This is a genomic window from Klebsiella scottii, assembly GCF_036561945.1.
GTDB classification, from domain to species: Bacteria; Pseudomonadota; Gammaproteobacteria; order Enterobacterales; family Enterobacteriaceae; genus Klebsiella; species Klebsiella scottii.
Genome location: NZ_JARXNI010000020.1, coordinates 797,872 through 819,694 on the forward strand (window position 1 = coordinate 797,872; position 21,823 = coordinate 819,694).

At 57.5% G+C, this 21,823-nt stretch carries 22 protein-coding genes; 11 read left to right on the top strand and 11 right to left on the bottom strand.

The genetic code is table 11. The annotated features are described in order from the left end of the window. Positions 1–44: 44 nt before the first annotated feature. Positions 45–1,778, bottom strand: a complete 1,734-nt coding sequence (argS, locus tag QFI97_RS11360) for an arginine--tRNA ligase (protein ID WP_331834434.1) — start codon at positions 1,776–1,778, stop codon at positions 45–47. Positions 1,779–2,008: 230 nt separating this feature from the next. On the opposite strand from argS, the gene QFI97_RS11365 reads away from it, so the two are divergent. Both QFI97_RS11365 and cutC read left to right on the top strand, forming a co-directional pair. Beyond that, a complete protein-coding gene (locus QFI97_RS11365) occupies positions 2,009–2,578 on the top strand; it encodes a VOC family protein (protein ID WP_346431176.1) in 570 nt (189 codons plus the stop codon). Between the two features lie 76 nt (positions 2,579–2,654). Next, a complete protein-coding gene (gene cutC, locus QFI97_RS11370; protein WP_346431177.1) occupies positions 2,655–3,389 on the top strand; it encodes a copper homeostasis protein CutC in 735 nt (244 codons plus the stop codon). Between the two features lie 201 nt (positions 3,390–3,590). Here the strand turns inward: cutC and cmoB are convergent, their stop codons facing one another. Genes cmoB through QFI97_RS11395 form a run of 5 tightly spaced genes read right to left on the bottom strand, consistent with a single transcriptional unit; the run spans position 3,591 to position 7,205 of the window. Further along, entirely contained in the window at positions 3,591–4,595 is a 1,005-nt protein-coding gene (cmoB, locus tag QFI97_RS11375; protein WP_095101657.1) for a tRNA 5-methoxyuridine(34)/uridine 5-oxyacetic acid(34) synthase CmoB, read from the bottom strand. Next, a complete protein-coding gene (gene cmoA / locus QFI97_RS11380; protein ID WP_346431178.1) occupies positions 4,592–5,335 on the bottom strand; it encodes a carboxy-S-adenosyl-L-methionine synthase CmoA in 744 nt (247 codons plus the stop codon). Before cmoA ends, cmoB begins: the two co-directional genes overlap by 4 nt. Positions 5,336–5,374: 39 nt before the next feature. Next, positions 5,375–5,770, bottom strand: coding sequence for an MAPEG family protein (locus tag QFI97_RS11385; RefSeq protein WP_045859239.1), 396 nt, complete (start codon positions 5,768–5,770; stop codon positions 5,375–5,377). Between the two features lie 53 nt (positions 5,771–5,823). After that, a complete protein-coding gene (locus tag QFI97_RS11390; protein ID WP_095101660.1) occupies positions 5,824–6,642 on the bottom strand; it encodes a DUF72 domain-containing protein in 819 nt (272 codons plus the stop codon). Continuing rightward, positions 6,639–7,205: a hydrolase gene (locus tag QFI97_RS11395; RefSeq protein ID WP_346431179.1), complete on the bottom strand. Its 567-nt coding sequence runs from the start codon at positions 7,203–7,205 to the stop codon at positions 6,639–6,641. The genes QFI97_RS11390 and QFI97_RS11395 overlap by 4 nt, the downstream gene beginning before the upstream one ends. A gap of 265 nt (positions 7,206–7,470) precedes the next feature. On the opposite strand from QFI97_RS11395, the gene aspS reads away from it, so the two are divergent. From aspS to ruvB, 6 genes are all read left to right on the top strand, one after another. Next, the gene (gene aspS / locus QFI97_RS11400; RefSeq protein WP_095101664.1) at positions 7,471–9,258 is read left to right on the top strand and encodes an aspartate--tRNA ligase; all 1,788 of its coding nucleotides are present in this window, start codon (positions 7,471–7,473) and stop codon (positions 9,256–9,258) included. A gap of 1 nt (position 9,259) precedes the next feature. Beyond that, entirely contained in the window at positions 9,260–9,703 is a 444-nt protein-coding gene (gene nudB, locus QFI97_RS11405; RefSeq protein ID WP_095101666.1) for a dihydroneopterin triphosphate diphosphatase, read from the top strand. 61 nt (positions 9,704–9,764) lie between these two features. Further along, positions 9,765–10,505: a YebC/PmpR family DNA-binding transcriptional regulator gene (locus tag QFI97_RS11410; protein ID WP_095101668.1), complete on the top strand. Its 741-nt coding sequence runs from the start codon at positions 9,765–9,767 to the stop codon at positions 10,503–10,505. A 154-nt stretch (positions 10,506–10,659) separates the two neighbouring features. Next, entirely contained in the window at positions 10,660–11,181 is a 522-nt protein-coding gene (ruvC, locus tag QFI97_RS11415) for a crossover junction endodeoxyribonuclease RuvC (RefSeq protein ID WP_041146240.1), read from the top strand. 80 nt (positions 11,182–11,261) lie between these two features. Beyond that, positions 11,262–11,873, top strand: a complete 612-nt coding sequence (gene ruvA / locus QFI97_RS11420; protein ID WP_095101670.1) for a Holliday junction branch migration protein RuvA — start codon at positions 11,262–11,264, stop codon at positions 11,871–11,873. An 8-nt stretch (positions 11,874–11,881) separates the two neighbouring features. Further along, positions 11,882–12,892 carry a Holliday junction branch migration DNA helicase RuvB gene (gene ruvB, locus QFI97_RS11425; RefSeq protein ID WP_095101672.1) on the top strand — a complete coding sequence of 337 codons (1,011 nt, stop codon included), beginning with the start codon at positions 11,882–11,884 and terminating at the stop codon, positions 12,890–12,892. Positions 12,893–12,945: 53 nt separating this feature from the next. On the opposite strand, the gene znuB is transcribed toward ruvB, so the two are convergent. Then, entirely contained in the window at positions 12,946–13,731 is a 786-nt protein-coding gene (gene znuB, locus QFI97_RS11430) for a zinc ABC transporter permease subunit ZnuB (RefSeq protein WP_095101674.1), read from the bottom strand. Continuing rightward, positions 13,731–14,483 (bottom strand): zinc ABC transporter ATP-binding protein ZnuC, encoded by a 753-nt coding sequence (gene znuC, locus QFI97_RS11435; RefSeq protein ID WP_095101676.1) that lies wholly within the window; start codon positions 14,481–14,483, stop codon positions 13,731–13,733. The genes znuB and znuC overlap by 1 nt, the downstream gene beginning before the upstream one ends. A 78-nt stretch (positions 14,484–14,561) precedes the next feature. Here znuC and znuA point away from each other — a divergent pair, with 78 nt between their 5' ends. The 3 genes from znuA to lpxM all read left to right on the top strand — a co-directional run bounded on the left by znuA (position 14,562) and on the right by lpxM (position 17,944). Further along, positions 14,562–15,506 (top strand): zinc ABC transporter substrate-binding protein ZnuA, encoded by a 945-nt coding sequence (gene znuA, locus QFI97_RS11440; protein ID WP_346431180.1) that lies wholly within the window; start codon positions 14,562–14,564, stop codon positions 15,504–15,506. A 15-nt stretch (positions 15,507–15,521) separates the two neighbouring features. Beyond that, entirely contained in the window at positions 15,522–16,841 is a 1,320-nt protein-coding gene (gene mepM, locus QFI97_RS11445) for a murein DD-endopeptidase MepM (RefSeq protein WP_095101680.1), read from the top strand. 128 nt (positions 16,842–16,969) lie between these two features. After that, positions 16,970–17,944: a lauroyl-Kdo(2)-lipid IV(A) myristoyltransferase gene (gene lpxM / locus QFI97_RS11450; RefSeq protein ID WP_095101682.1), complete on the top strand. Its 975-nt coding sequence runs from the start codon at positions 16,970–16,972 to the stop codon at positions 17,942–17,944. Positions 17,945–17,995: 51 nt separating this feature from the next. Here the strand turns inward: lpxM and dcuR are convergent, their stop codons facing one another. The 3 genes from dcuR to QFI97_RS11465 all read right to left on the bottom strand — a co-directional run bounded on the left by dcuR (position 17,996) and on the right by QFI97_RS11465 (position 21,499). Then, positions 17,996–18,715 carry a two-component system response regulator DcuR gene (gene dcuR, locus QFI97_RS11455; protein ID WP_346431181.1) on the bottom strand — a complete coding sequence of 240 codons (720 nt, stop codon included), beginning with the start codon at positions 18,713–18,715 and terminating at the stop codon, positions 17,996–17,998. Between the two features lie 69 nt (positions 18,716–18,784). Beyond that, positions 18,785–20,470, bottom strand: a complete 1,686-nt coding sequence (locus QFI97_RS11460) for an NAD-dependent malic enzyme (protein ID WP_346431182.1) — start codon at positions 20,468–20,470, stop codon at positions 18,785–18,787. Positions 20,471–20,551: 81 nt separating this feature from the next. Then, positions 20,552–21,499 (bottom strand): AEC family transporter, encoded by a 948-nt coding sequence (locus QFI97_RS11465; RefSeq protein ID WP_095101688.1) that lies wholly within the window; start codon positions 21,497–21,499, stop codon positions 20,552–20,554. Positions 21,500–21,823: the final 324 nt, after the last annotated feature.

Genomic DNA, 21,823 nt, shown 5'->3' on the forward strand with positions numbered 1-21,823 from the left:
GAAACCGGCATAAGCCGGTTTCTTTATCGTTTATCAGAGCGGTATTACATCCGCTCGACGGTTTCAATACCTAAAGTATCCAGACCGGTCTTCAGGGTTTTGGCGGTCAGCTGCGCCAGCTTCAGGCGGCTGTTGCGCGTCTCTTCGCTTTCAGCGGAGAGGATCGGGCAGTGTTCGTAGAAGCCAGAGAACAGACCTGCCAGATCGTACAGGTAGGCGCACATGACGTGCGGAGTCCCTTCACGCGCGACGACGGTCAGCGTCTCTTCAAACTGCAGCAGGCGTGCTGCCAGCTGCGCTTCGCGATCTTCGGTGATGATGACCGGCGCCGCAGCCAGCGCGCTTTCGTCGATCTCCGCTTTACGGAACACCGACAGCACGCGGGTATAGGCATACTGCATGTAAGGCGCGGTATTGCCTTCAAACGCCAGCATGTTGTCCCAGTCGAAGATGTAGTCGGTGGTGCGGTTTTTGGACAGGTCCGCATATTTTACCGCCCCGATACCGACCGCATTAGCCAGCTTCTCCAGCTCGTCGGCAGGCATATCCGGGTTTTTCTCGGCAACCAGGCGACGCGCGCGCTCCAGCGCTTCGTCCAGCAGGTCGGCAAGCTTCACGGTACCGCCCGCGCGGGTTTTAAACGGCTTGCCGTCTTTACCGAGCATCATGCCAAACATATGGTGCTCCAGCGGAACTGAATCCGGCACATAGCCCGCTTTGCGTACGATGGTCCACGCCTGCATCAGGTGCTGGTGCTGGCGGGAATCGATGTAGTAGAGCACGCGGTCGGCGTGCAGGGTTTCGTAGCGGTATTTGGCGCAGGCGATATCGGTGGTGGTGTAGAGATAGCCGCCATCCTTTTTCTGGATGATAACGCCCATCGGTTCGCCTTCCTTGTTTTTGTACTCGTCAAGGAATACGACGGTGGCGCCTTCGCTCTCAACCGCCAGGCCCTGCGCCTTCAGATCGGCAACGATACCCGGCAGCATCGGGTTATACAGGCTTTCACCCATCACGTCGTCGCGGGTCAGGGTCACGTTCAGGCGGTTATAGGTAATCTGGTTTTGCGACATGGTGATGTCGACCAGCTGGCGCCACATCTGGCGGAAGTACTCGTCGCCGCCCTGCAGTTTAACCACATAGCTGCGCGCGCGCTCGGCGAAGGCTTCGTCTTCGTCGTAGTGCTTTTTCGCTTCACGGTAAAAGCCTTCGAGGTCCGCCAGCGCCATTTCGCCGGCATTTTCCTGCTGCTGCTTTTCGAGATAAGCAATCAGCATCCCAAACTGGGTGCCCCAGTCGCCGACGTGGTTGGCGCGAATAACCTTGTGGCCGAGGAACTCGAGGGTGCGAACCGCGGCATCGCCGATGATGGTGGAGCGCAGGTGGCCGACGTGCATCTCTTTTGCCACGTTGGGCGCCGAATAGTCGACGACGATAGTCTGCGCCTGCGGCTGGGCAACGCCAAGGCGCTCTGCGGTCAGCGCCTGGCTAACATTTTCCGCTAAAAACGCCGGGTCGAGGAAAATATTGATAAAGCCAGGCCCGGCGATTTCGACCTTATTGGCAATGCCGTTCAGATCAAGATGAGACAGCACCTGCTCTGCCAGTTGTCGCGGTGCCATACCCAGTTTTTTAGCCACCGCCATCACGCCGTTGGCCTGATAGTCGCCGAACTGGATTTTTGCTGACTGGCGGACCTGAGGTTCGCAATCGGCAGGGGCGCCTGCCGCGATCAGGGCGTGGCTGACTTTTTCTGAGAGAAGAGCCTGAATATTCACCGGAATACCTTACTTTTAAGGCGCCGTAACCCCTGCAGGGTGGCGCCGGAATGTGGACAAATTAGGGCGGGAGTATACTGCATTTGCACCCCTGCGTCAGCCCTGCGCGCGCGTCGCCGGGCGGCACGCTTAACGAATAACCAGCGCGGGCGGAATAAAGAAGATTGCGGGTTGGTCGCCGTCGGGAAACGCGATAAATTAGCCCCCTTTAGCGAGCACCGAGGTCAAGAATGGCGAACTGGCAGCAAATTGAAGAACTTCAGGATATTACCGCGGATCTGCCGCGCTTCACCGAGGCGTTAGGCAGGCTGGCCGCGCGGCTCGGGCTGGATATTGCGCCACTCTCTGCGGACCATATCTCTCTGCGCTGTCATCAGAATACGACGGCTGAGCGCTGGCGGCTCGGGCTCGAGCAGTGCGGCACGCTGCTCTCAGAAAACACCATTAACGGTCGGCCAATCTGCCTGTTTAAGCTGGATGAACCTGTCATCGCGGCGCACTGGCGCTTTAGCGTGGTTGAGCTGCCGTGGCCTGGGGAAAAGTGCTATCCGCACGAGGGCTGGGAGCACGTTGAGATTGTGCTCGCCGGCGACCCGGAAACGCTTAATACCCGCGCGCTGGCGCTGCTCTCCGACGACGGCCTCAGCCAGCCGGGGATCTTCGTCAAAACCAGTTCGCCGAAAGGGGAGCGCGAGCGCCTGGCAAATCCGACGCTGGCGGTGACGGACGGGAGCGTGACGATCAAATTTCATCCGTGGTCCATCGAGCAAATTATCGCCAGTGAAAAAACGGATGCGTAACAGTGTGAAGCTACGCGGTTTCTGAACGGAAAAATCGTGACATGCTGTGTTGCCCGCGGCGTGAATGGAGAAGGGAATGACGCTACTGGAAGTGTGCTGTTACAGCACGGAGTGCGCCGAGGAGGCGCAGCGACGCGGCGCTGACCGCATCGAACTGTGCGCCGCGCCGCAGGAGGGAGGGCTAACGCCGTCGCTGGGCGTGCTCAAAGCGGCCCGCAGGGCGCTGACCATCCCGGTGCATCCGATTATTCGCCCGCGCGGCGGTGATTTTTGCTACACCGAGGGCGAATTTGCCGCGATGCTCGACGACGTGGCAACGGTGAGGGAGTTGGGTTTCCCGGGCCTCGTGATTGGCGTTCTGGACGCCGATGGTCGGGTTGATACTGCGCGTATGCATAAAATTATGGCCGCGGCGGGACCGCTGGCGGTCACCTTCCACCGGGCTTTCGATATGTGCGCAAACCCGCATCAGGCCTACGCTGCGTTGGCTGAATCAGGCGTTGCGCGGATCCTGACCTCCGGCCAGCAGGCGAGCGCAGAAAAAGGTATTTCATTAATTTTGGAACTTATTGCCCTGGGCGATACTCCAATCATTATGGCCGGAGCAGGGGTGAGGGCAGCGAACCTGTCGCAGTTCCTGGAAGCCGGCGTGAAGGAAGTGCATAGCTCTGCCGGCCAGTGGCTGCCTTCGCCGATGCGCTTTCGTAATTCCCGGCTGTCGATGTCGACAGACGCCGACGCAGATGAATATTCACGCTACGCCGTTAACGGCGCAGCGGTGGCGGAAATGAAGAGTATTATTTCCGCCTGAATGCCCCGAGTTGTTTGCGCGCAGCCTGCGGGCTGGTGAGCTCAGACTCTGTGGGTAGAGAAAGAAAACCGTTTTTTGCTGCACATCATGTCGCCCAATATGATGATTGCCCGTACCAGGCCCCTGCAATTTCAACAGGGGCCTTTTTTTAGGCAAAATTTCGCTACCGATCGCCGAGGCGCGATGCCTGGCCCGCCGGCGTTAGCCCGCTTTTCTGGCCAGAGATTGCTGGGTTTCGGGCCTGGTGGCGATAATCACCGCGCGCAGCGGCGCGGGATAGCCTTCGAGGGTTTTGCTGCTGTCGTTCGGGTCGAGGAAATCCGCCAGCGATTCGGTGGTCATCCATTCGGTGCGGCGCTGCTCTTCGGTACTGGTCATGCAGGCGTCAACGATGCGCACGTCGACAAAACCGCATTTTTCCAGCCACATTTTCAGCGCAGCGGCCGAAGGAATGAAGTAGACGTTGCGCATCTGCGCGTAGCGATCGCCCGGCACCAGCACGGTATTTTCATCACCTTCAACAACCAGCGTTTCCAGCACCAGCTCGCCGCCTTCAACCAGCTGATCTTTGAGCTGCCACAGATGGTCGAGCGGAGAGCGGCGATGATACAGCACGCCCATTGAAAATACGGTGTCAAAGGCATTTAGCGCCGGAAGCTGCTCAATACCTAGCGGCAGCAGATGGGCGCGCTGGTCGTTGCCCAGCAGCTTGCGCACCGCTTCAAACTGACATAAAAACAGCTGCGTAGGGTCGATACCCACCGCCAGATGAGCGCCGGCGCCGATCATGCGCCACATGTGATAGCCGCTGCCGCAGCCGACGTCGAGGATCGTCCGGCCGGTCAGATCGGAAAGATGCGGCAGAACGCGATCCCACTTCCAGTCCGAACGCCATTCGGTGTCGATATCCACGCCATAAAGCGACCACGGGCCTTTGCGCCACGGCATCAGGTTGCGCAGCAGGTTTTCAATCCGCAGCCGATGGCCTTCGCTCAGCGGAACTTCGCTTTCCGCAGTCACGCTGTGCAGCAGGTCCAGACGATAGGGGGAGAGCTCGGGAAGAAACTCAACGGCCCGCTCCCATTCGCGGAATTTACCGTGCAGGGCTTCGCGCTGCCAGGCGGCAACCTGAGCAGGGAGCGTCTCCAGCCAATGGGAGAGCGGACCTTTGGCGATACGCTGATAAAAATTGCTGAAATCGATCATGCCGTTTCCCCGGACTTCACCGCCACCAGTGAGCCAAAGTTAAAGCACTGGAACCACAGCTCGGCGTGTTCGAACCCGGCCTTGCGCAGCCGCGCTTTATGGGTTTCTACCGAATCGGTGAGCATGACATTTTCCAGCATGCTGCGCTTCTGGCTGATTTCCAGCTCGCTGTAGCCGTTGGCGCGTTTAAAATCGTGATGCATGTTAAACAGCAGTTCGCCGACGTTGGCGTCTTCAAAGTTGAATTTTTCCGACAGCACCAGCGCGCCGCCCGGATTAAGCCCTTGATAGACCTTATCCAAAATCGCCTGGCGTTCATCGGGCTCAAGGAACTGAATGGTGAAATTGAGCACCACCATCGAAGCATTTTCGATGGTGACATGGCGAATATCGCCTTCCACCACTTCAACCGGCGTCGGCGCTTTGTAGGCGTCGATATGGCGACGGCAGCGCTCAACCATCGCCGGGGAATTATCTACGGCCACAATCCGGCAGCCGGCGTGGGAAATATTACGCCGTACGGACAGCGTGGCTGCGCCGAGGGAGCAGCCGAGATCGTAGACCTGGGTATCAGGCTGCACAAAACGCTCGGCCAGCATGCCAATCATTGAAATAATGTTGGAATAGCCGGGAACGGAGCGCTGGATCATATCCGGGAAGACTTCAGCAACCCGTTCATCAAAGGTCCAGTCGCCAAGGCTGGCGATCGGCGCGGAAAAAAGGGTATCGCGGTGAGACATAAGGTTAAACCCGAAAAAACGAAAACGGCGTATTGTGCGCTAATGTAAGGAGAAAACCAACTCCCAGGGCATATACCACAGGTTAGCGAGCACCATCAGCACCAGCGCGCACCAGGTCGCGCTCATGCCCGAGCGGCGCCAGCTGTAGAGCCGATGATGGAAACCGTAAGAGTGCATCAGCCGGCCGGCGATAAGCAGGATACCGCAAAGGTGCACCATCCAGTTCTGCGCGCCGTCCATCTCGACAAACAGCAGCAGGATAAGCCCGATGGGCAGGTACTCAACCGCATTACCGTGCACGCGGATAGCGACCTGTAGCTCGCTAAAGCCGCCGTCGCCGTATCCGACGTGGTACTGCGTACGCAGGCGTACGACGTCAAAAGAAAACTTGATTAACAATAACGCACCCAGGACGGCATACAGCGCGCTAACCATACAAAAAACTCCCTTTCACTTTGTCAGATGGCTCCGATTATCATAGCAGGATATCAGAAAAGAGAGGTCTGCTGAGGAATTGACGGCGCCGCACCCACTTCTGGCAGCACGGTGCGTAAATCTTCCCACAGGGTGTCGACCAGCGCCGGCGCGTGGGCGATATCCGGCGTATGCAGGAACAGGTAGGGCGTGGTCGAGCGGCTCCACTTCGGCAGCGTCTGGAGCCAGACGCGAAACATCTCATGGTTCTGCGCCATATCGTCGCTGCCGATGAAGCGAACCAGCGGATGATGCGCGGTGACCACCGCGTGGACCGGAAGCTTCGGCTTTTTACGCTGCGCGTCGAGCGCGGCCGGGCTACGGGCGGTAACGCTGTGCACCGGGCGGCTATCAAGGATCACGCGGTTAACGGCGCGCTGGTGCAGCCCGCGGTTGAGCTGCTGCTCGTCGTCACCTTTGGCAAAAAAGGACGGATGCCGTACCTCAACGCCGTAGGTGAAGCCGGCGGGCAGCGCGTCGAGAAACTGCCACAGGGCAGGGAGGTCGCGCGGGCCGAATGTCGCGGGCAGCTGCAGCCAGTACTGGCCGATACGCGTCTCCAGCGGCGCGAGGCGGGTAAAAAACTCGCGGCTTAGATCGCCGCAGTTACGCAGCGCCGCGTTGTGCGAAATGGTTGCCGGAAACTTAAAGCAGAAGCGAAAGTCGTCGTGGGTTTGCTCGAACCAGCGGGCCACTATCTCGGCTTTCGGCAACGCGTAGAGGGTCGTATTGCCCTCCACGCAGTTAAAGTGGCGAGCGTACTGTTCCAGACTGGTTATGCCAAGGCGCACCCATTTCGGATGCGACCATTGCGGGAGCCCAATGTAGATCATAGCGCGGCGAGAATGTCCTCAGTGCTGCGCACGCGGGCGATGCGCGGGAAAATATGCGTCATGCTGCTCTGGTGCTGCTCGGCGGAGGCCGCGCTGCAGGCGTCTTCGGCGATCAGCAGATTGAAGCCCAGCTCCCAGGCGTTGCGCGCGGTGGATTCAACGCCGATATTGGTTGAGATCCCGCACAGGATAATGGTGTCGATACCGCGGCGGCGCAGCTGCAGTTCGAGATCGGTGCCGTAAAACGCGCCCCACTGACGTTTGGTGACTTCGATATCGCCATCCTGTTTGCCCAGCGCAAGCGGCCAGGTCCACCAGTTGTCCGGCAGCGCGTGCGCGCCCGTCTGCGCATCAACCGGCTGTTTCAGCGCTTCGCCGAAGTCGGCAGACCAGCCGACGCGAACCAAGATGACCGGCGAGCCCTGCTGACGGCATTTTTCCGCCAGACGAGCGGCGCGAGTGACCACCTCATCGGCGCGGTGTGGACCTCCGGCGAACGGCAAAATGCCTTCCTGCAGGTCGATGACCACAAGCGCCGTTTTTTTCGCATTGAGTTCTGGCATAGTATCCCCGTATCTTCTGTAGTTTGGCCGTTACAATACCGTTGCCATTCCCGCTCCAGGGTAACAAATTTTGTTAATTTTTGTGAGCGTAGCCAATAAGCGCGCAGCAAAGCAACGTACAAACTGCGTCGGGCTTATCGCGCGGCAGAATTTCCAGTATAATAGCCGCCTTTTTTCATTCAGTTGTGACATTCAGCTAAAGCCGCAACTTCGTGGCCTGCAGAGCAGGCAACAATCCGCCAGTGGCTAAGTTAAGGGATATCTCATGCGTACAGAATATTGCGGGCAGCTGCGTCTGTCCCACGTGGGGCAGCAGGTGACTCTGTGTGGTTGGGTCAACCGCCGTCGTGATCTTGGTAGCCTTATCTTCATCGATATGCGCGACCGCGAAGGCATCGTACAGGTGTTTTTCGATCCGGAACGTGCGGATGCATTAAAGCTGGCCTCCGAACTGCGTAATGAGTTCTGTATCCAGGTGACGGGCACCGTGCGTGCGCGTGACGAAAAAAACGTCAACAGCGATATGGCCACCGGTGCCATCGAAGTGCTGGCTTCCGATCTGACCATCATCAACCGCTCAGAAGCGCTGCCGCTGGATTCCAACCACGTCAACACTGAAGAAGCGCGACTGAAATACCGCTATCTGGATCTGCGTCGTCCGGAAATGGCCCAGCGTCTGAAAACGCGGGCAAAAATCACCAGCCTGGTCCGTCGCTTTATGGACGAGCACGGCTTCCTCGATATCGAAACCCCGATGCTGACCAAAGCCACGCCGGAAGGCGCGCGCGACTATCTGGTTCCGAGCCGCGTTCATAAAGGCAAGTTCTACGCGCTGCCGCAGTCTCCTCAGCTCTTCAAACAGCTGCTGATGATGTCCGGCTTCGATCGTTACTATCAGATCGTCAAATGCTTCCGTGATGAAGACCTGCGCGCCGACCGCCAGCCGGAATTCACCCAGATCGACGTGGAAACCTCCTTCATGACCGCGGCGCAGGTGCGCGAAGTGATGGAAGCGCTGGTGCACGAGCTGTGGCTGAACGTGAAGGGCGTGGATCTGGGCGAGTTCCCGATCATGACCTTTGCCGAGGCCGAGCGTCGCTACGGTTCCGATAAGCCGGACCTGCGCAACCCGCTGGAGCTGGTGGATATTGCTGACCTGGTGAAAGCGGTTGAATTTGCCGTCTTCTCCGGCCCGGCAAATGATGCCAAAGGTCGCGTTGCCGCCCTGCGCGTGCCTGGCGGCGCGGCGCTGACCCGTAAGCAAATCGATGAGTACGGCAAATTCGTGCAGATTTACGGCGCGAAAGGCCTGGCGTATATGAAAGTCAACGAGCGCGCAAAAGGCCTCGAAGGCATTAACAGCCCGGTGGCTAAATTCCTCAACGCGGAAATCGTTGAAGCTATTCTCGATCGCACCGCTGCGCAGGACGGCGATATGATTTTCTTCGGCGCCGATAATAAGAAAGTGGTTGCCGACGCTCTGGGCGCGCTGCGCCTGAAGCTGGGTAAAGACCTCAGCCTCACCGACGAAGCTAAATGGGCGCCGCTGTGGGTTATCGACTTCCCGATGTTTGAAGACGATGGCGAAGGCGGCCTGACCGCGATGCACCACCCGTTCACCTCCCCGCGCGATATGACCGCGGACGAGCTGAAAGCCGCTCCGGAAACGGCGATTGCTAACGCCTACGACATGGTCATTAACGGTTACGAAGTCGGCGGCGGCTCGGTGCGTATTCACAGCGGCGAAATGCAGCAGACCGTGTTCGGTATCCTCGGGATCAACGAGCGGGAGCAGCGGGAGAAATTTGGCTTCCTGCTGGATGCGTTGAAATACGGTACGCCGCCGCACGCGGGCCTGGCATTCGGTCTCGACCGTCTGACGATGCTGCTGACCGGCACCGATAACATCCGTGACGTTATCGCTTTCCCGAAAACCACCGCCGCCGCCTGTCTGATGACCGAAGCACCGAGCTTCGCTAATCCGACTTCGCTGGGGGAATTAGGTATTCAGGTTGTGGCGAAAGAGACAAAAGAGTCTCTGGAGAATAAGTAAGATGTCATTCAAGCTCCCCGTTTCTGTTCTGGTGGTGATTTATGCCGAAGATACAAAGCGGGTGCTGATGTTGCAGCGGCGCGATGATGCCTCTTTCTGGCAGTCGGTAACCGGCAGCCTGGAAGAGGGGGAAACCGCGCTGCAAGCCGCCGCGCGCGAAGTAAAGGAAGAGGTCGTGATAGATGTTGCTGATGAGCATCTGGCCTTAATTGACTGTCAGCGTACGGTGGAGTTCGAGATTTTTTCTCATTTACGTCATCGCTATGCGCCGGGCGTTGAGCGCAATACGGAATTTTGGTTCCGCCTTGCGCTCCCTCATGAACGCCAGATTGTTTTTACCGAACATCTGGATTACCGCTGGGTCGATGCGACGGAAGCCGCCGCGTTGACCAAGTCGTGGAGTAACCGGCAGGCGATTGAAGAATTTGTAATTAACGCCAACTAATATTCCCCGCCTTTTGCTGGTCAGAAGGCTTCGGGAAAACGGCATTTTTGGAGAGTTTTTTATGGCAGGTCATAGTAAGTGGGCCAACACCAAACACCGCAAAGCGGCACAGGATGCCAAGCGCGGTAAGATCTTTACTAAAATTATTCGCGAACTGGTTACCGCCGCGCGTTTAGGCGGCGGCGATGCGGCTTCTAACCCGCGTCTGCGCGCAGCGATTGATAAAGCGCTGTCCAACAACATGACCCGCGATACCCTGAACCGCGCTATCGCTCGTGGCGTAGGCGGCGATGATGACGCGAACATGGAAACCATCATTTATGAAGGCTACGGCCCGGGCGGCACGGCGGTCATGGTTGAGTGCCTGAGCGACAACCGCAACCGTACCGTTGCCGAAGTGCGTCATGCCTTCAGCAAAACCGGCGGTAACCTCGGCACCGACGGCTCGGTGGCCTATCTGTTCAGCAAAAAAGGGGTGATCTCCTTCGAAGCTGGCGACGAAGACGTGATTATGGAAGCGGCTCTGGAAGCGGGTGCGGAAGACGTTGTGACCTACGACGACGGCGCGATTGACGTCTACACCGCGTGGGAAGAGATGGGCGCCGTACGCGACGCGCTGGAAGCGGCTGGCCTGAAAGCTGACGCGGCCGAAGTTTCGATGATCCCGTCGACAAAAGCCGATATGGACGCGGAAACCGCGCCGAAGCTGCTGCGCCTGATCGATATGCTGGAAGACTGCGACGACGTGCAGGAAGTTTATCATAACGGCGAGATCTCTGATGAGGTCGCCGCAACGCTGTGATGCCCGTAATCTTTCAGCCCACAGCGGCGTTGGCTCTCCTCGCTTACCCCGGTCACGTAGTGAATCTACGCTCCCGGGGATGCGCTGCGTGGCCGCCCGGCTGTGAACTGAAATATTTAGGGTCTCAGGGATTCGTTATTACCGGAGATGCGTGATGGCTATTATTCTCGGTATTGACCCGGGTTCGCGCATTACCGGCTATGGCGTTATCCGCCAGGTCGGGCGGCAGTTAAGCTATCTTGGCAGCGGATGCATTCGTACCAAGGTGGACGATCTGCCGTCGCGCCTGAAGCTGATCTACGCGGGCGTAACGGAAATCATCACCCAGTTCCAGCCGGACTATTTCGCCATTGAACAGGTGTTTATGGCGAAAAACGCCGACTCGGCGCTGAAGCTGGGGCAGGCGCGCGGGGTGGCTATCGTCGCGGCGACCAATCAGGATCTGCCGGTCTTTGAGTACGCCGCGAGGCAGGTCAAGCAAACCGTGGTCGGCATCGGCAGCGCGGAAAAAAGCCAGGTGCAGCATATGGTGCGCACCCTGCTGAAGCTGGCGGCTAACCCGCAGGCGGATGCGGCGGATGCGTTGGCCATTGCGATTACCCACTGCCACGTGAGTCAGAACGCGACGCAGATAGGCGATAGCCGGCTAAATCTGGCGCGCGGACGCTTGCGATAACCTCAAATCAGGCTGGATATTTATCCAGCCTTTTTTTATGATACCGGCAGATACTTTAGCCCTTAACGCAGGAGCAGCATGTGATAGGCAGACTCAGAGGCATCGTTCTCGAAAAACAACCCCCGCTGGTATTACTGGAAACGGGAGGCGTTGGCTATGAAGTGCATATGCCTATGACCTGCTTTTACGAACTGCCGGAAGTGGGCAAAGAGGCGGTCGTATTTACCCATTTTGTGGTTCGCGAAGACGCGCAGCTGCTGTTTGGTTTTAATAACAAACAGGAGCGTACGCTGTTCCGCGAGCTGGTTAAGACCAACGGCGTAGGGCCGAAGCTGGCGCTGGCGATCCTTTCCGGCATGTCGGCGCAGCAGTTTGTTAACGCCGTTGAGCGCGAAGAGGCCGCGGCGCTGGTTAAGCTTCCTGGAATTGGCAAGAAAACCGCCGATCGCCTGATCGTTGAAATGAAAGATCGTTTCAAAGGGCTGCACGGCGACCTGTTTACTCCGGCGGCGGATCTGGTGCTGACCTCGCCGGCCGGCCCGTCCGATGACGACGCCGAACAGGAAGCGGTTGCTGCCCTGGTGGCGCTGGGCTATAAACCACAGGAGGCCAGCCGAATGGTGAGTAAAATCGCGCGTCCGGATGCCAACAGTGAAACGCTAATCCGCGAAGCGCTGCGCGCCGCGTTGTGAGGTAAGGGATGATTGAAGCAGACAGGCTGGTATCGGCAGACAGCACCGGGTTTGAAGAGACGGTCGATCGCGCAATCCGCCCTAAATTACTGGCAGAGTACGTGGGCCAGCCGCAGGTGCGGTCGCAAATGGAGATCTTTATCCAGGCGGCTAAGCTGCGCGGAGACGCGCTCGATCATCTGCTGATCTTTGGCCCTCCGGGGCTGGGGAAAACGACGCTGGCAAACATTGTCGCCAATGAGATGGGCGTCAACCTGCGTACCACCTCCGGGCCGGTGCTGGAAAAAGCGGGTGACCTGGCGGCGATGCTGACCAACCTTGAACCCCACGACGTGCTGTTTATCGATGAGATTCACCGTCTTTCGCCGGTGGTGGAAGAGGTGCTCTATCCGGCGATGGAGGACTATCAGCTGGATATCATGATTGGTGAAGGACCCGCGGCGCGCTCGATAAAAATCGACCTGCCGCCGTTCACCCTGATTGGCGCGACCACGCGAGCCGGTTCGCTAACCTCGCCGCTGCGCGACCGCTTCGGCATCGTCCAGCGGCTGGAGTTTTATCAGATTGCCGATCTGCAGCATATTGTGAGCCGCAGCGCCCGCTATATGGGGCTGGAGATGAGCGAAGAGGGCGCGCTGGAAGTGGCGCGTCGCGCGCGGGGTACCCCGCGTATAGCCAACCGCCTGCTGCGGCGGGTGCGCGACTTCGCGGAGGTGCGTCACGACGGCAGCATCTCCCTCGACATTGCCGCCCAGGCGCTGGATATGCTTAACGTTGATGCCGAAGGCTTTGACTATATGGACCGCAAGCTGCTGCTGGCGGTGATCGATAAATTCTTCGGTGGTCCGGTGGGGTTGGATAACCTGGCGGCGGCGATCGGCGAAGAGCGGGAAACCATTGAGGACGTGCTGGAGCCGTATCTGATCCAGCAGGGGTTCCTGCAGCGAACGCCGCGAGGGCGGATGGCAACGGTCCGCGCCTGGAACCACTTTGGCATCAAGCCGCCGGAAATGCCGTAGCCGTTCGCTCCAGCCGGTAGCCCTGCTAAGCAGCGCTACCGGAAGAAGAGTAATCAGGCGGCGGCTTTCTTCATCATGCTGAAGATAAACAGCACCGCAGCGCACAGCACCACCGACGGGCCGGCCGGCGTGTCGTACAGCGCCGAGAAGGTCAATCCTCCGGTGACAGCGATCGCCCCGATGCCAACGGCGATAGCCGCCATTTGTTCCGGCGTACGCGCAAAACGGCGCGCCGTGGCGGCAGGGATAATCAGCAGCGAGGTGATGATCAGCGCCCCGACAAACTTCATCGCCACGCCGATGGTCAGCGCGGTGACCAGCATCAGCAGCAGCTTCACCCGCTGCAGCTTCACGCCGTCAACGAACGCCAGATCCGGGCTGATCGTCATCGACAGCAGGTTGCGCCACTGCCAGAGCAAAATGGCCAGCACGATCGCCACCCCGATGGCAATCGAGATCAGGTCCGTCGGCGTCACCGCCAGCAGATCGCCAAACAGATAGGCCATCAGGTCGACGCGGACGTTCGACATCAGGCTGACCACCACCAGGCCCAGCGACAGCGCGCTGTGGGCCATAATCCCCAGCAGCGTATCGATGGCCAGGTGAGGGCGCTTCTCCAGCCATACCAGCCCGCCGGCCAGCAGCAGCGTGATCGCGATAACGGCATAGAAAGGATTGACGTTGAGCAGCAGGCCAAAAGCGACGCCGAGCAGCGAGGCGTGGGCGAGGGTATCGCCAAAATAGGACATGCGGCGCCAGACGACAAACGATCCCAGCGGGCCGGCGGCGCAGGCGAGCATCACCCCGGCCAGCCAGCCGGGTAACAGTAGTTCAATCATCAGCGGTCATTTCCCCGACGCAGTACAATCCGCCCCTGCAGGTCGTGGCGGTGATTATGATGGTGACGATAAATGCCCAGCTGTTCCGCGCCGCGCTGGCCGAACATCGAGATAAACTGCGGGTGCATTGAGACCACTTCCGGCGTGCCGGAGCAGCAGATATGCTGATTCAGGCACAGAACTTCATCCGTTTTCGCCATCACCAGGTGCAGGTCGTGGGAGACCATCAGCACAGAGCAGTTAAGCTCCTGTCGCAGCTGGTTTATCAGATCGTAAAGCGCCACCTGGCCGTTGACGTCGACGCCCTGCGTCGGCTCATCAAGCACCAGCAGCTGCGGCTGGTTTAACAGCGCGCGGGCGAGCAGCACGCGCTGCGTTTCGCCTCCGGAGAGTTTCTGCATCGGGGCATCGATAAGGTGCCCGGCCTGGACACGCTTCAGCGCCGGCAGAATATCCTGCTTATGCGTATCCGGACGCAGGCGTAAAAAGCGGCTGACGGTGAGCGGCAGCGTGGCATCGAGGTGTAATTTTTGCGGGACATAGCCAATCCGCAGCTTTCCCTCTCGTTTGATAACGCCGTCAGTTGGTGCTACCAGCCCGAGAACGACCCGCACAAGCGTGGACTTACCGGCGCCGTTTGGGCCGAGTAGGGTCAAAATTTTGCCTGGCTTAAGCGTTAGCGAAATGTCAGACAGCACGCGTCGCTGGCCGAAGGCCACCGAGACGTTTTCCAAAGTTACAAGATTTGTCATGTCAAATTAAGGGTTGCACAAGCTAGTGAATGTTATAATATCACATCTTTCTCATTCATTACGATGATTAGACGCATTATGTTACATAAAAATACGCTTCTTTGCGCTGGACTTAGCGCCGTTTTTTTGTTCACCCATGCCTCCGCGGCGAATGCCGCCGTGGTTACCTCAATGAAACCTCTTGGCTTTATCGCTTCCGCTATCGCTGACGGGGTCACGGACACTCAGGTTCTGCTGCCCGATGGCGCATCCGAGCACGACTATTCGCTGCGTCCATCGGATGTAAAACGCTTACAGAACGCAGACTTAGTGGTGTGGATTGGCCCGGAGATGGAAGCCTTTATGGATAAGTCAACGCAAAGCATTGCGCCAAACAAAAAGGTGACAATCGCCCAGCTTGACGGCGTGAAACCGCTGCTCATGAAAGGCGCGGATGACGACGATGACCATCACGACCACGACCATGCTGCAGGCGGAAAAAGTGACGACGATCACCATCACGGCATATACAACATGCATCTGTGGTTATCCCCAGATATAGCGCGGCTTTCGGCGGTTGCAATCCACGATAAATTATTGGAACTTATGCCGCAGAGTCGAGCCAAACTTGACGCTAACCTGAAGGAGTTTGAGGCAAAATTAGCCTCGACCGATAAACAGGTGAGTCACGAGCTGGCACCGCTGCAAGGGAAAGGGTATTTCGTTTTTCATGATGCCTACGGCTACTTTGAAAAACACTACGGTCTGACATCGCTTGGTCATTTCACCGTCAACCCTGAAATTCAGCCTGGTGCCCAGCGTTTACACGAAATCAGAACACAGCTGGTTGAGCAGAAAGCGACCTGCGTTTTTGCTGAGCCACAGTTCAGGCCTGCCGTCATAGAAGCTGTTGCCAGGGGCACCTCCGTGCGCATGGGGACCTTGGATCCGTTGGGTATTGGAATTAAGCTGGGTAAAGATAGTTACCCTCAGTTCCTCAACCAGCTGGCGAACCAGTATTCGAGCTGCCTGAAAGGAGATTAACGAGGAAGTGAATACGTGCAACAGATAGCCCGCGCTGTCACTCAGGCATTTAACAATTTGCCACGACCTCACCGCGTTATGCTGGGGTCGTTGAGCGTTCTAACCTTAGCGGTCGCCGTCTGGCGACCGTACATCTACCACCATGAATCAGCCCCTATCGTCAGAACGATTGAGCTGGAAAAAAGCGAAATCCGTTCCCTGCTGCCGGAAGCTTCTGAGCCTATCGATCAGGCCGCGCAGGAGGAAGAAGCTATCCCTCAGGACGAGCTGGACGATAAGGCGGACGGCGATTCAGGCGGCCATGAGTACGTCGTATCAACCGGCGATACCCTCAGCAGCATCCTCAATCAGTACGGTATCGAAATGGGCGATATCTCCCTTTTATCGACCGCTGATAAAGAGCTGCGCAACCTCAAGATTGGTCAACAGCTGTCATGGACCCTGACGGCGGATGGCGATCTGCAAAGCCTGACCTGGGAAATGTCCCGTCGCGAAACCCGGACCTATAATCGCGTGGGCAACGGCTTCAAGATGAGCAGCGAGCTGCAGGAAGGGGACTGGGTCAACAATGTGCTGAAGGGCACCGTTGGCGGCAGCTTCGTCTCCAGCGCGCGTAACGCGGGCCTTACCAGCACCGAGGTCAGCGCGGTTATTAAGGCCATGCAGTGGCAGATGGACTTCCGCAAGCTGAAAAAAGGCGATGAATTCTCGGTGCTGATGTCACGAGAAATGCTTAACGGCAAGCGGGAACAGAGCCAGCTGCTGGGCGTGCGTTTACGTTCAGATGGCAAGGATTACTACGCGATCCGTGCCGAAGACGGCAAGTTCTACGATCGTAACGGTACCGGTCTGGCGAAGGGCTTTATGCGTTTCCCAACCGCGCGTCAGTTCCGCGTGTCGTCAAACTTTAACCCGCGCCGCCTCAATCCGGTGACCGGGCGCGTTGCGCCACACCGCGGCGTAGACTTCGCGATGCCGCAGGGCACGCCGGTTCTTTCCGTCGGCGACGGCGAGGTGGTGGTGGCCAAACGCAGCGGCGCGGCGGGGTACTATGTTGCAGTGCGTCATGGGCGTACCTACACCACCCGCTATATGCACCTGCGTAAGCTGCTGGTGAAACCTGGACAGAAGGTGAAACGCGGTGACCGTATTGCCCTGTCGGGAAATACCGGCCGTTCTACCGGGCCGCATCTGCACTATGAAGTATGGATTAACCAGCAGGCGGTAAACCCGCTGACGGCGAAACTGCCGCGTACGGAAGGGCTGAGCGGTTCCGATCGCACGGATTATCTGGCGCAGGTGAAAGAAGTGATGCCGCAGCTGCGATTCGACTAACGCGCTGTTAATAAAAGCCGGTGCCAGAGCGCGCCGGCTTTTTCTTTTGTACCTTCCCCTACGTGTCGCTAAACTATAGCCTTGAGTATCTCCTTATCTTTATTCAGCACCATTTTTGCGGATCGGGCATGGAAACGAAAAAAAATAATATTGAGTTTATTCCAAAATTTGAGAAATCCTTTTTACTCCCGCGCTACTGGGGCGCGTGGCTGGGCGTTGTTGCCTTTGCGGGGATTGCGCTGACGCCCCCGTCGTTCCGCGATCCGATTCTCGGTAAGCTGGGGCGTTTTGTCGGCAGGCTGGCCAAAAGCTCGCGCCGCCGCGCACAGATAAACCTGCTGTACTGTTTCCCGGAAAAAAGCGAGCAGGAGCGCGAAGCGATTATTGATGAGATGTACGCCTCTGCGCCTCAGGCGATGGTCATGATGGCAGAGCTGGGCCTGCGCGATCCGCAGCGCATTCTTTCCCGCGTCGACTGGCAGGGGAAAGAGATCATCGACGAGATGCAGCGTAATAACGAAAAGGTGATCTTCCTGGTACCGCACGCCTGGGGCGTGGATATCCCGGCCATGCTGATGGCCTCCGGCGGACAAAAAATGGCGGCGATGTTCCATAATCAGGGTAATCCGGTATTTGATTACGTGTGGAATACCGTCCGTCGTCGGTTTGGCGGGCGCATGCACGCGCGGAATGATGGCATCAAGCCGTTTATCCAGTCGGTGCGTCAGGGCTACTGGGGCTACTACCTGCCCGATCAGGATCACGGCGCGGAGCATAGCGAGTTCGTCGATTTCTTCGCCACCTATAAAGCTACGCTGCCGGCGATTGGCCGCCTGATGAAGGTGTGTCGGGCGAGGGTGGTGCCGCTGTTCCCGGTCTATGATGGCAAAACCCACCGTCTGACGGTGCTGGTACGCCCGCCGATGGACGACCTGCTGGAGGCTGACGATAATACTATTGCCCGGCGGATGAACGAAGAGGTGGAGATTTTCGTCAAGCCGCATACCGAACAGTACACCTGGATCCTCAAGCTGCTGAAGACCCGCAAACCCGGTGAAATCGAACCCTATAAGCGCAAAGAGCTCTTTCCTAAGAGGAAATAGCGCCCGCGCACGCTCAGGGTACCGATCCTTTAGCCACTGCACGCCGAGGCGTCAGTGGCTAAATTGTTTGAGTAATGAGTCATGTTCCACAATCAGCCGATAGCGATACTCCGGCCTCCCCGTGGCGCCGTAGTGATTGCTGGTGCGTAAAATATTTATCTGCGCCAGCCACAGCAGATACTTGCGGCAGGAGACCCGGGAAATATCCAGCTGCGCCGCCAGCTCATTCGTTGAAAACTCAGCTTCAGGATGCGCGCCTATCCAGCGACATACCGTGCGCAGCGTTTGGGCGGTCAATCCTTTTGGCAAGCGGCGGCTCTCCGCGCGCTGCTGCGAAGCGTGGTTGAGCAGGCCGTCAATGTCAGACTGCTCGTAACAGGGCCTGGCGTGGCGCAGGCTACGCTTGTGGCTCCAGGCGATCAGCGCTTCTTCAAAGCGGGAGAACTGGAAGGGCTTGATTAAATAATCCACCACCCCGTAGCGCATCGCGCTCTGAACGGTAAGCGCATCGGCGGCGGAGGTGATCATGATGACGTCAATATCGTGCGCCGCCCGGCGCAGCGTTGGCAGCAGGTCCATCCCGTTTTCCTTATGCATATAAACATCGAGCAGTATCAGGTCGATACCCTGCGGCCGTTCGCTGATGATCCGCTGCGCTTCGCCGAGCGTCGGAGCGATGCCGCAGCAGAAAAAGCCGGCAAGCCGGCTGAGAAACAGGCGGTTTAGCTCAGCGACCATCGGATCGTCATCGATAATAAGGACATTTATCACGCAGGCCTCCTTTTAAGGCCGGGAGGCCATTTGCCTCCCGGGCAGCACATGACCAACCGGACCCGTTTATCAGAACGATGAGCGTTTGTAGGCGGTGTACCGCGCCTGCCAGTAGGTCTGTTCGATGCGCTCGATCAGTCGATCTTCACTTAGCTGCGGCGCAACGCCCTCCTGCTGAGCGACCTTGACGATCGCCAGGGCAATAGCGCGCGATATCGTTTCGATCTCCCCTACCGGAGGCAGCAACCCGCCGCTTTCCGCCGTTGCCAGCGGGGAGTGAGCGGCCAGGGTTCGGCTTGCGGCGGTGAGCATTTTTTCCGTTATCCGCTCAACCTTGCCGGCCAGTACGCCGAGCCCGAGGCCAGGGAAGATATAGGCGTTATTGCATTGGGCGATATCGTAGGTTTTGCCGGCGTAAACCACCGGCGCAAAGGGGCTGCCGGTGGCGACCAGCGCCGCCCCTTGGGTCCAGGCGATCAGGTCCGCAGGCTGGGCCTCGGCGCGAGAGGTTGGGTTCGAAAGCGGCATGATAATCGGGCGGGCGCAGTGCCGATGCATCTCTTTGACAATCTCTTCGCTGAACAGACCGGGCTGCCCTGAGACGCCGATCATTACCGTCGGATGCGCGTGGCGCACAACGTCGAGCAGCGAGATGGGGCCGCTGCCGACCTCCCAGTGCGCAATGCTGTGCCGGGAGGTGACCAGCTTTTGCTGGAAATCGAGCAGGTCAGGGATGGCGTCCGTCAGCAGGCCGCAGCGGTCGACCATAAACACCCGGCCGCGGGCCTCGTGCTCAGACAGTCCGTCATCGACCATCAGCGCCACGATCTTTTCCGCAATACCGCAGCCTGCGGAGCCGCTGCCTAAGAAGACCACGCGCTGATCGCATAAGCGGCTGCCGGCCGCCTGAGCGGCGGCGATTATGGTACCCGTCGTAACGGCGGCGGTACCCTGGATATCATCGTTGAAGCAGCAGAGCCGATCGCGATAGCGCTGCAGGAGACGGGTGGCGTTCTTTTGGGCAAAATCTTCGAATTGCAGCAGAACGTCAGGCCAGCGGCGCTTCACCGCCTCAATAAACATATCCATAAACTCAAGGTAGCTATCGTCGTCGATCCGCGGATGACGCCAGCCCATATAGAGCGGATTATCGAGCAGCTGCGCATTGTTGGTGCCAACGTCGAGCATGATCGGCAGGGTAGAGGCCGGATGAATCCCGCCGCAGGCGGTGTAGAGCGAGAGTTTGCCAATCGGGATCCCCATTCCGCCAACGCCCTGGTCGCCGAGGCCGAGAATGCGCTCGCCGTCGGTGACCACGATGACCCGGATGTCGTTGCGCGAGAAGCTGTGCAGCATTTCATCAATTTGGTGGCGGTCCGGCCAGGAGATAAATAAGCCCCTGGCGCGACGATAAATTTCCGAAAAGTGTTCGCAGGCCTCGCCGACCGTCGGCGTATAGACGATAGGCAGGGTTTCGGTCATATGCGTGCGCAGGACGTTGTAAAATAACGTCTCGTTCGTATCCTGAATATTGCGCAGATAGACGTGGCGAGAGATATCGCGTTTAAACTGGCAAAACTGTTCCCAGGCTCTTGCCGTTTGCTCCTCAATCGTCTCCACCTTCTGCGGCAGAAAACCGTGCAGGCCAAAGGCGTCGCGTTCGCCGTCGGTGAATGCCAGCCCTTTATTAAGTAACGGGTTTTCCAGTAATACGGAGCCGTTATAGGGAGTGTAAATAGTGTCCTGGTTTAACATGGGTTACTCCTGAATATATATTTTGCAAAACGGTAGTCAATATTGATAGCCAATTAATAGGGTGGTGCCGCCGGGCATAATTTATGAAATCAAATAGATCATTATGCCTTCCGTCACCACGCCGATAGCGGTGCCAATTAAAATAGATGAGGATGCCGATTCAATATATGTATCGCTGCGCAGGGCAAACATTCCTGCGGCAATAGCGGATGGTGTCGCGCCGATAATAATAACCTGCTGCATTAAGCTATGGCTCAAGCCCAGCGCCAGTCCGGCGGCGGCCATCATTCCCGGTTGGATTAGATTTTTAATTCCAATGTTGGTGCATACCTGGCGATTAAATGCCGGACGCTCGCCATAAAATAGCAGTCCGAGGGCAAACAGGGAGAGACCGCCGGCAATTTTACCGACCATTTCTATCGGGGCGCTCAGGAGGTGTGGCAGCTTTATTCCGGCAAGACTTAACAGGACGCCTAATATCGGGATCCAGACAATCGGGTTTCTGACCGCCTTCATCAGGTTTTGCCATATCAGCATCGCGGGGTTGAGCCCGGCTCCCTGAGTATCGGCGTTTTTATCGCCGAGACGAATGAGGATAATCGTCAGTGGAATCATAAATACGCTGGTGATGAGATTGCCGATCAGGACGCCAAGAAATCCTTCCGGCCCGATAAGGACCGCCAGCACCGGCGCGCCAAAATAGGCCATGTCGGGAAACGAGCAGACCAGAGACTGGATCGCGCTGGTCTTGATATCGTGGCGAAAAACGTAGCGTGAAAGAAGCAGGGTCAGAAAATAAGAGCCCATCAGGCCAATAACCAGCACGGCCATAAAAGTGAAGTTTTTAATTTTATCCGGGTTGGTGTTTAGGGCACCAATAAAGAGATGAAAAGGTAACGCGAAGCGAATAACCACGGTAGCTAAAACCGTAGCATCTTCACGACGGGTATAGCCGAGCTTGCCGCTGATCCAGCCGAGCAGCATGATAAACACCAGCGGGAACAGTGATTGTAATAATAATGAAGGCATAGGATGTCCTGATAAAGTATGGTCTGCGACTACTGTTTTTTTAATCTAACAATCCCTCGTGCGGTGCAGGGTGATAGAAATCACAGTCTGTTTTCTTTAAATACTTTTACAGCGAGGACTTTACTTACAAATATAGCCGGGAGGTAACCCGATGTTTTCATTGAGGGCGGTTAAAAATAGTCGCATCGATAAATTTAATTACAAAATGCCGACTTAAATTACTTAAAGTTGAGATTCAAGGTCAATCACAAAAGCATCATTAGAAATGGCGCATGGCTTTTTTATGTTCGATGGCTGTGCTACTTTTTTTCAGGTTCAATGTGC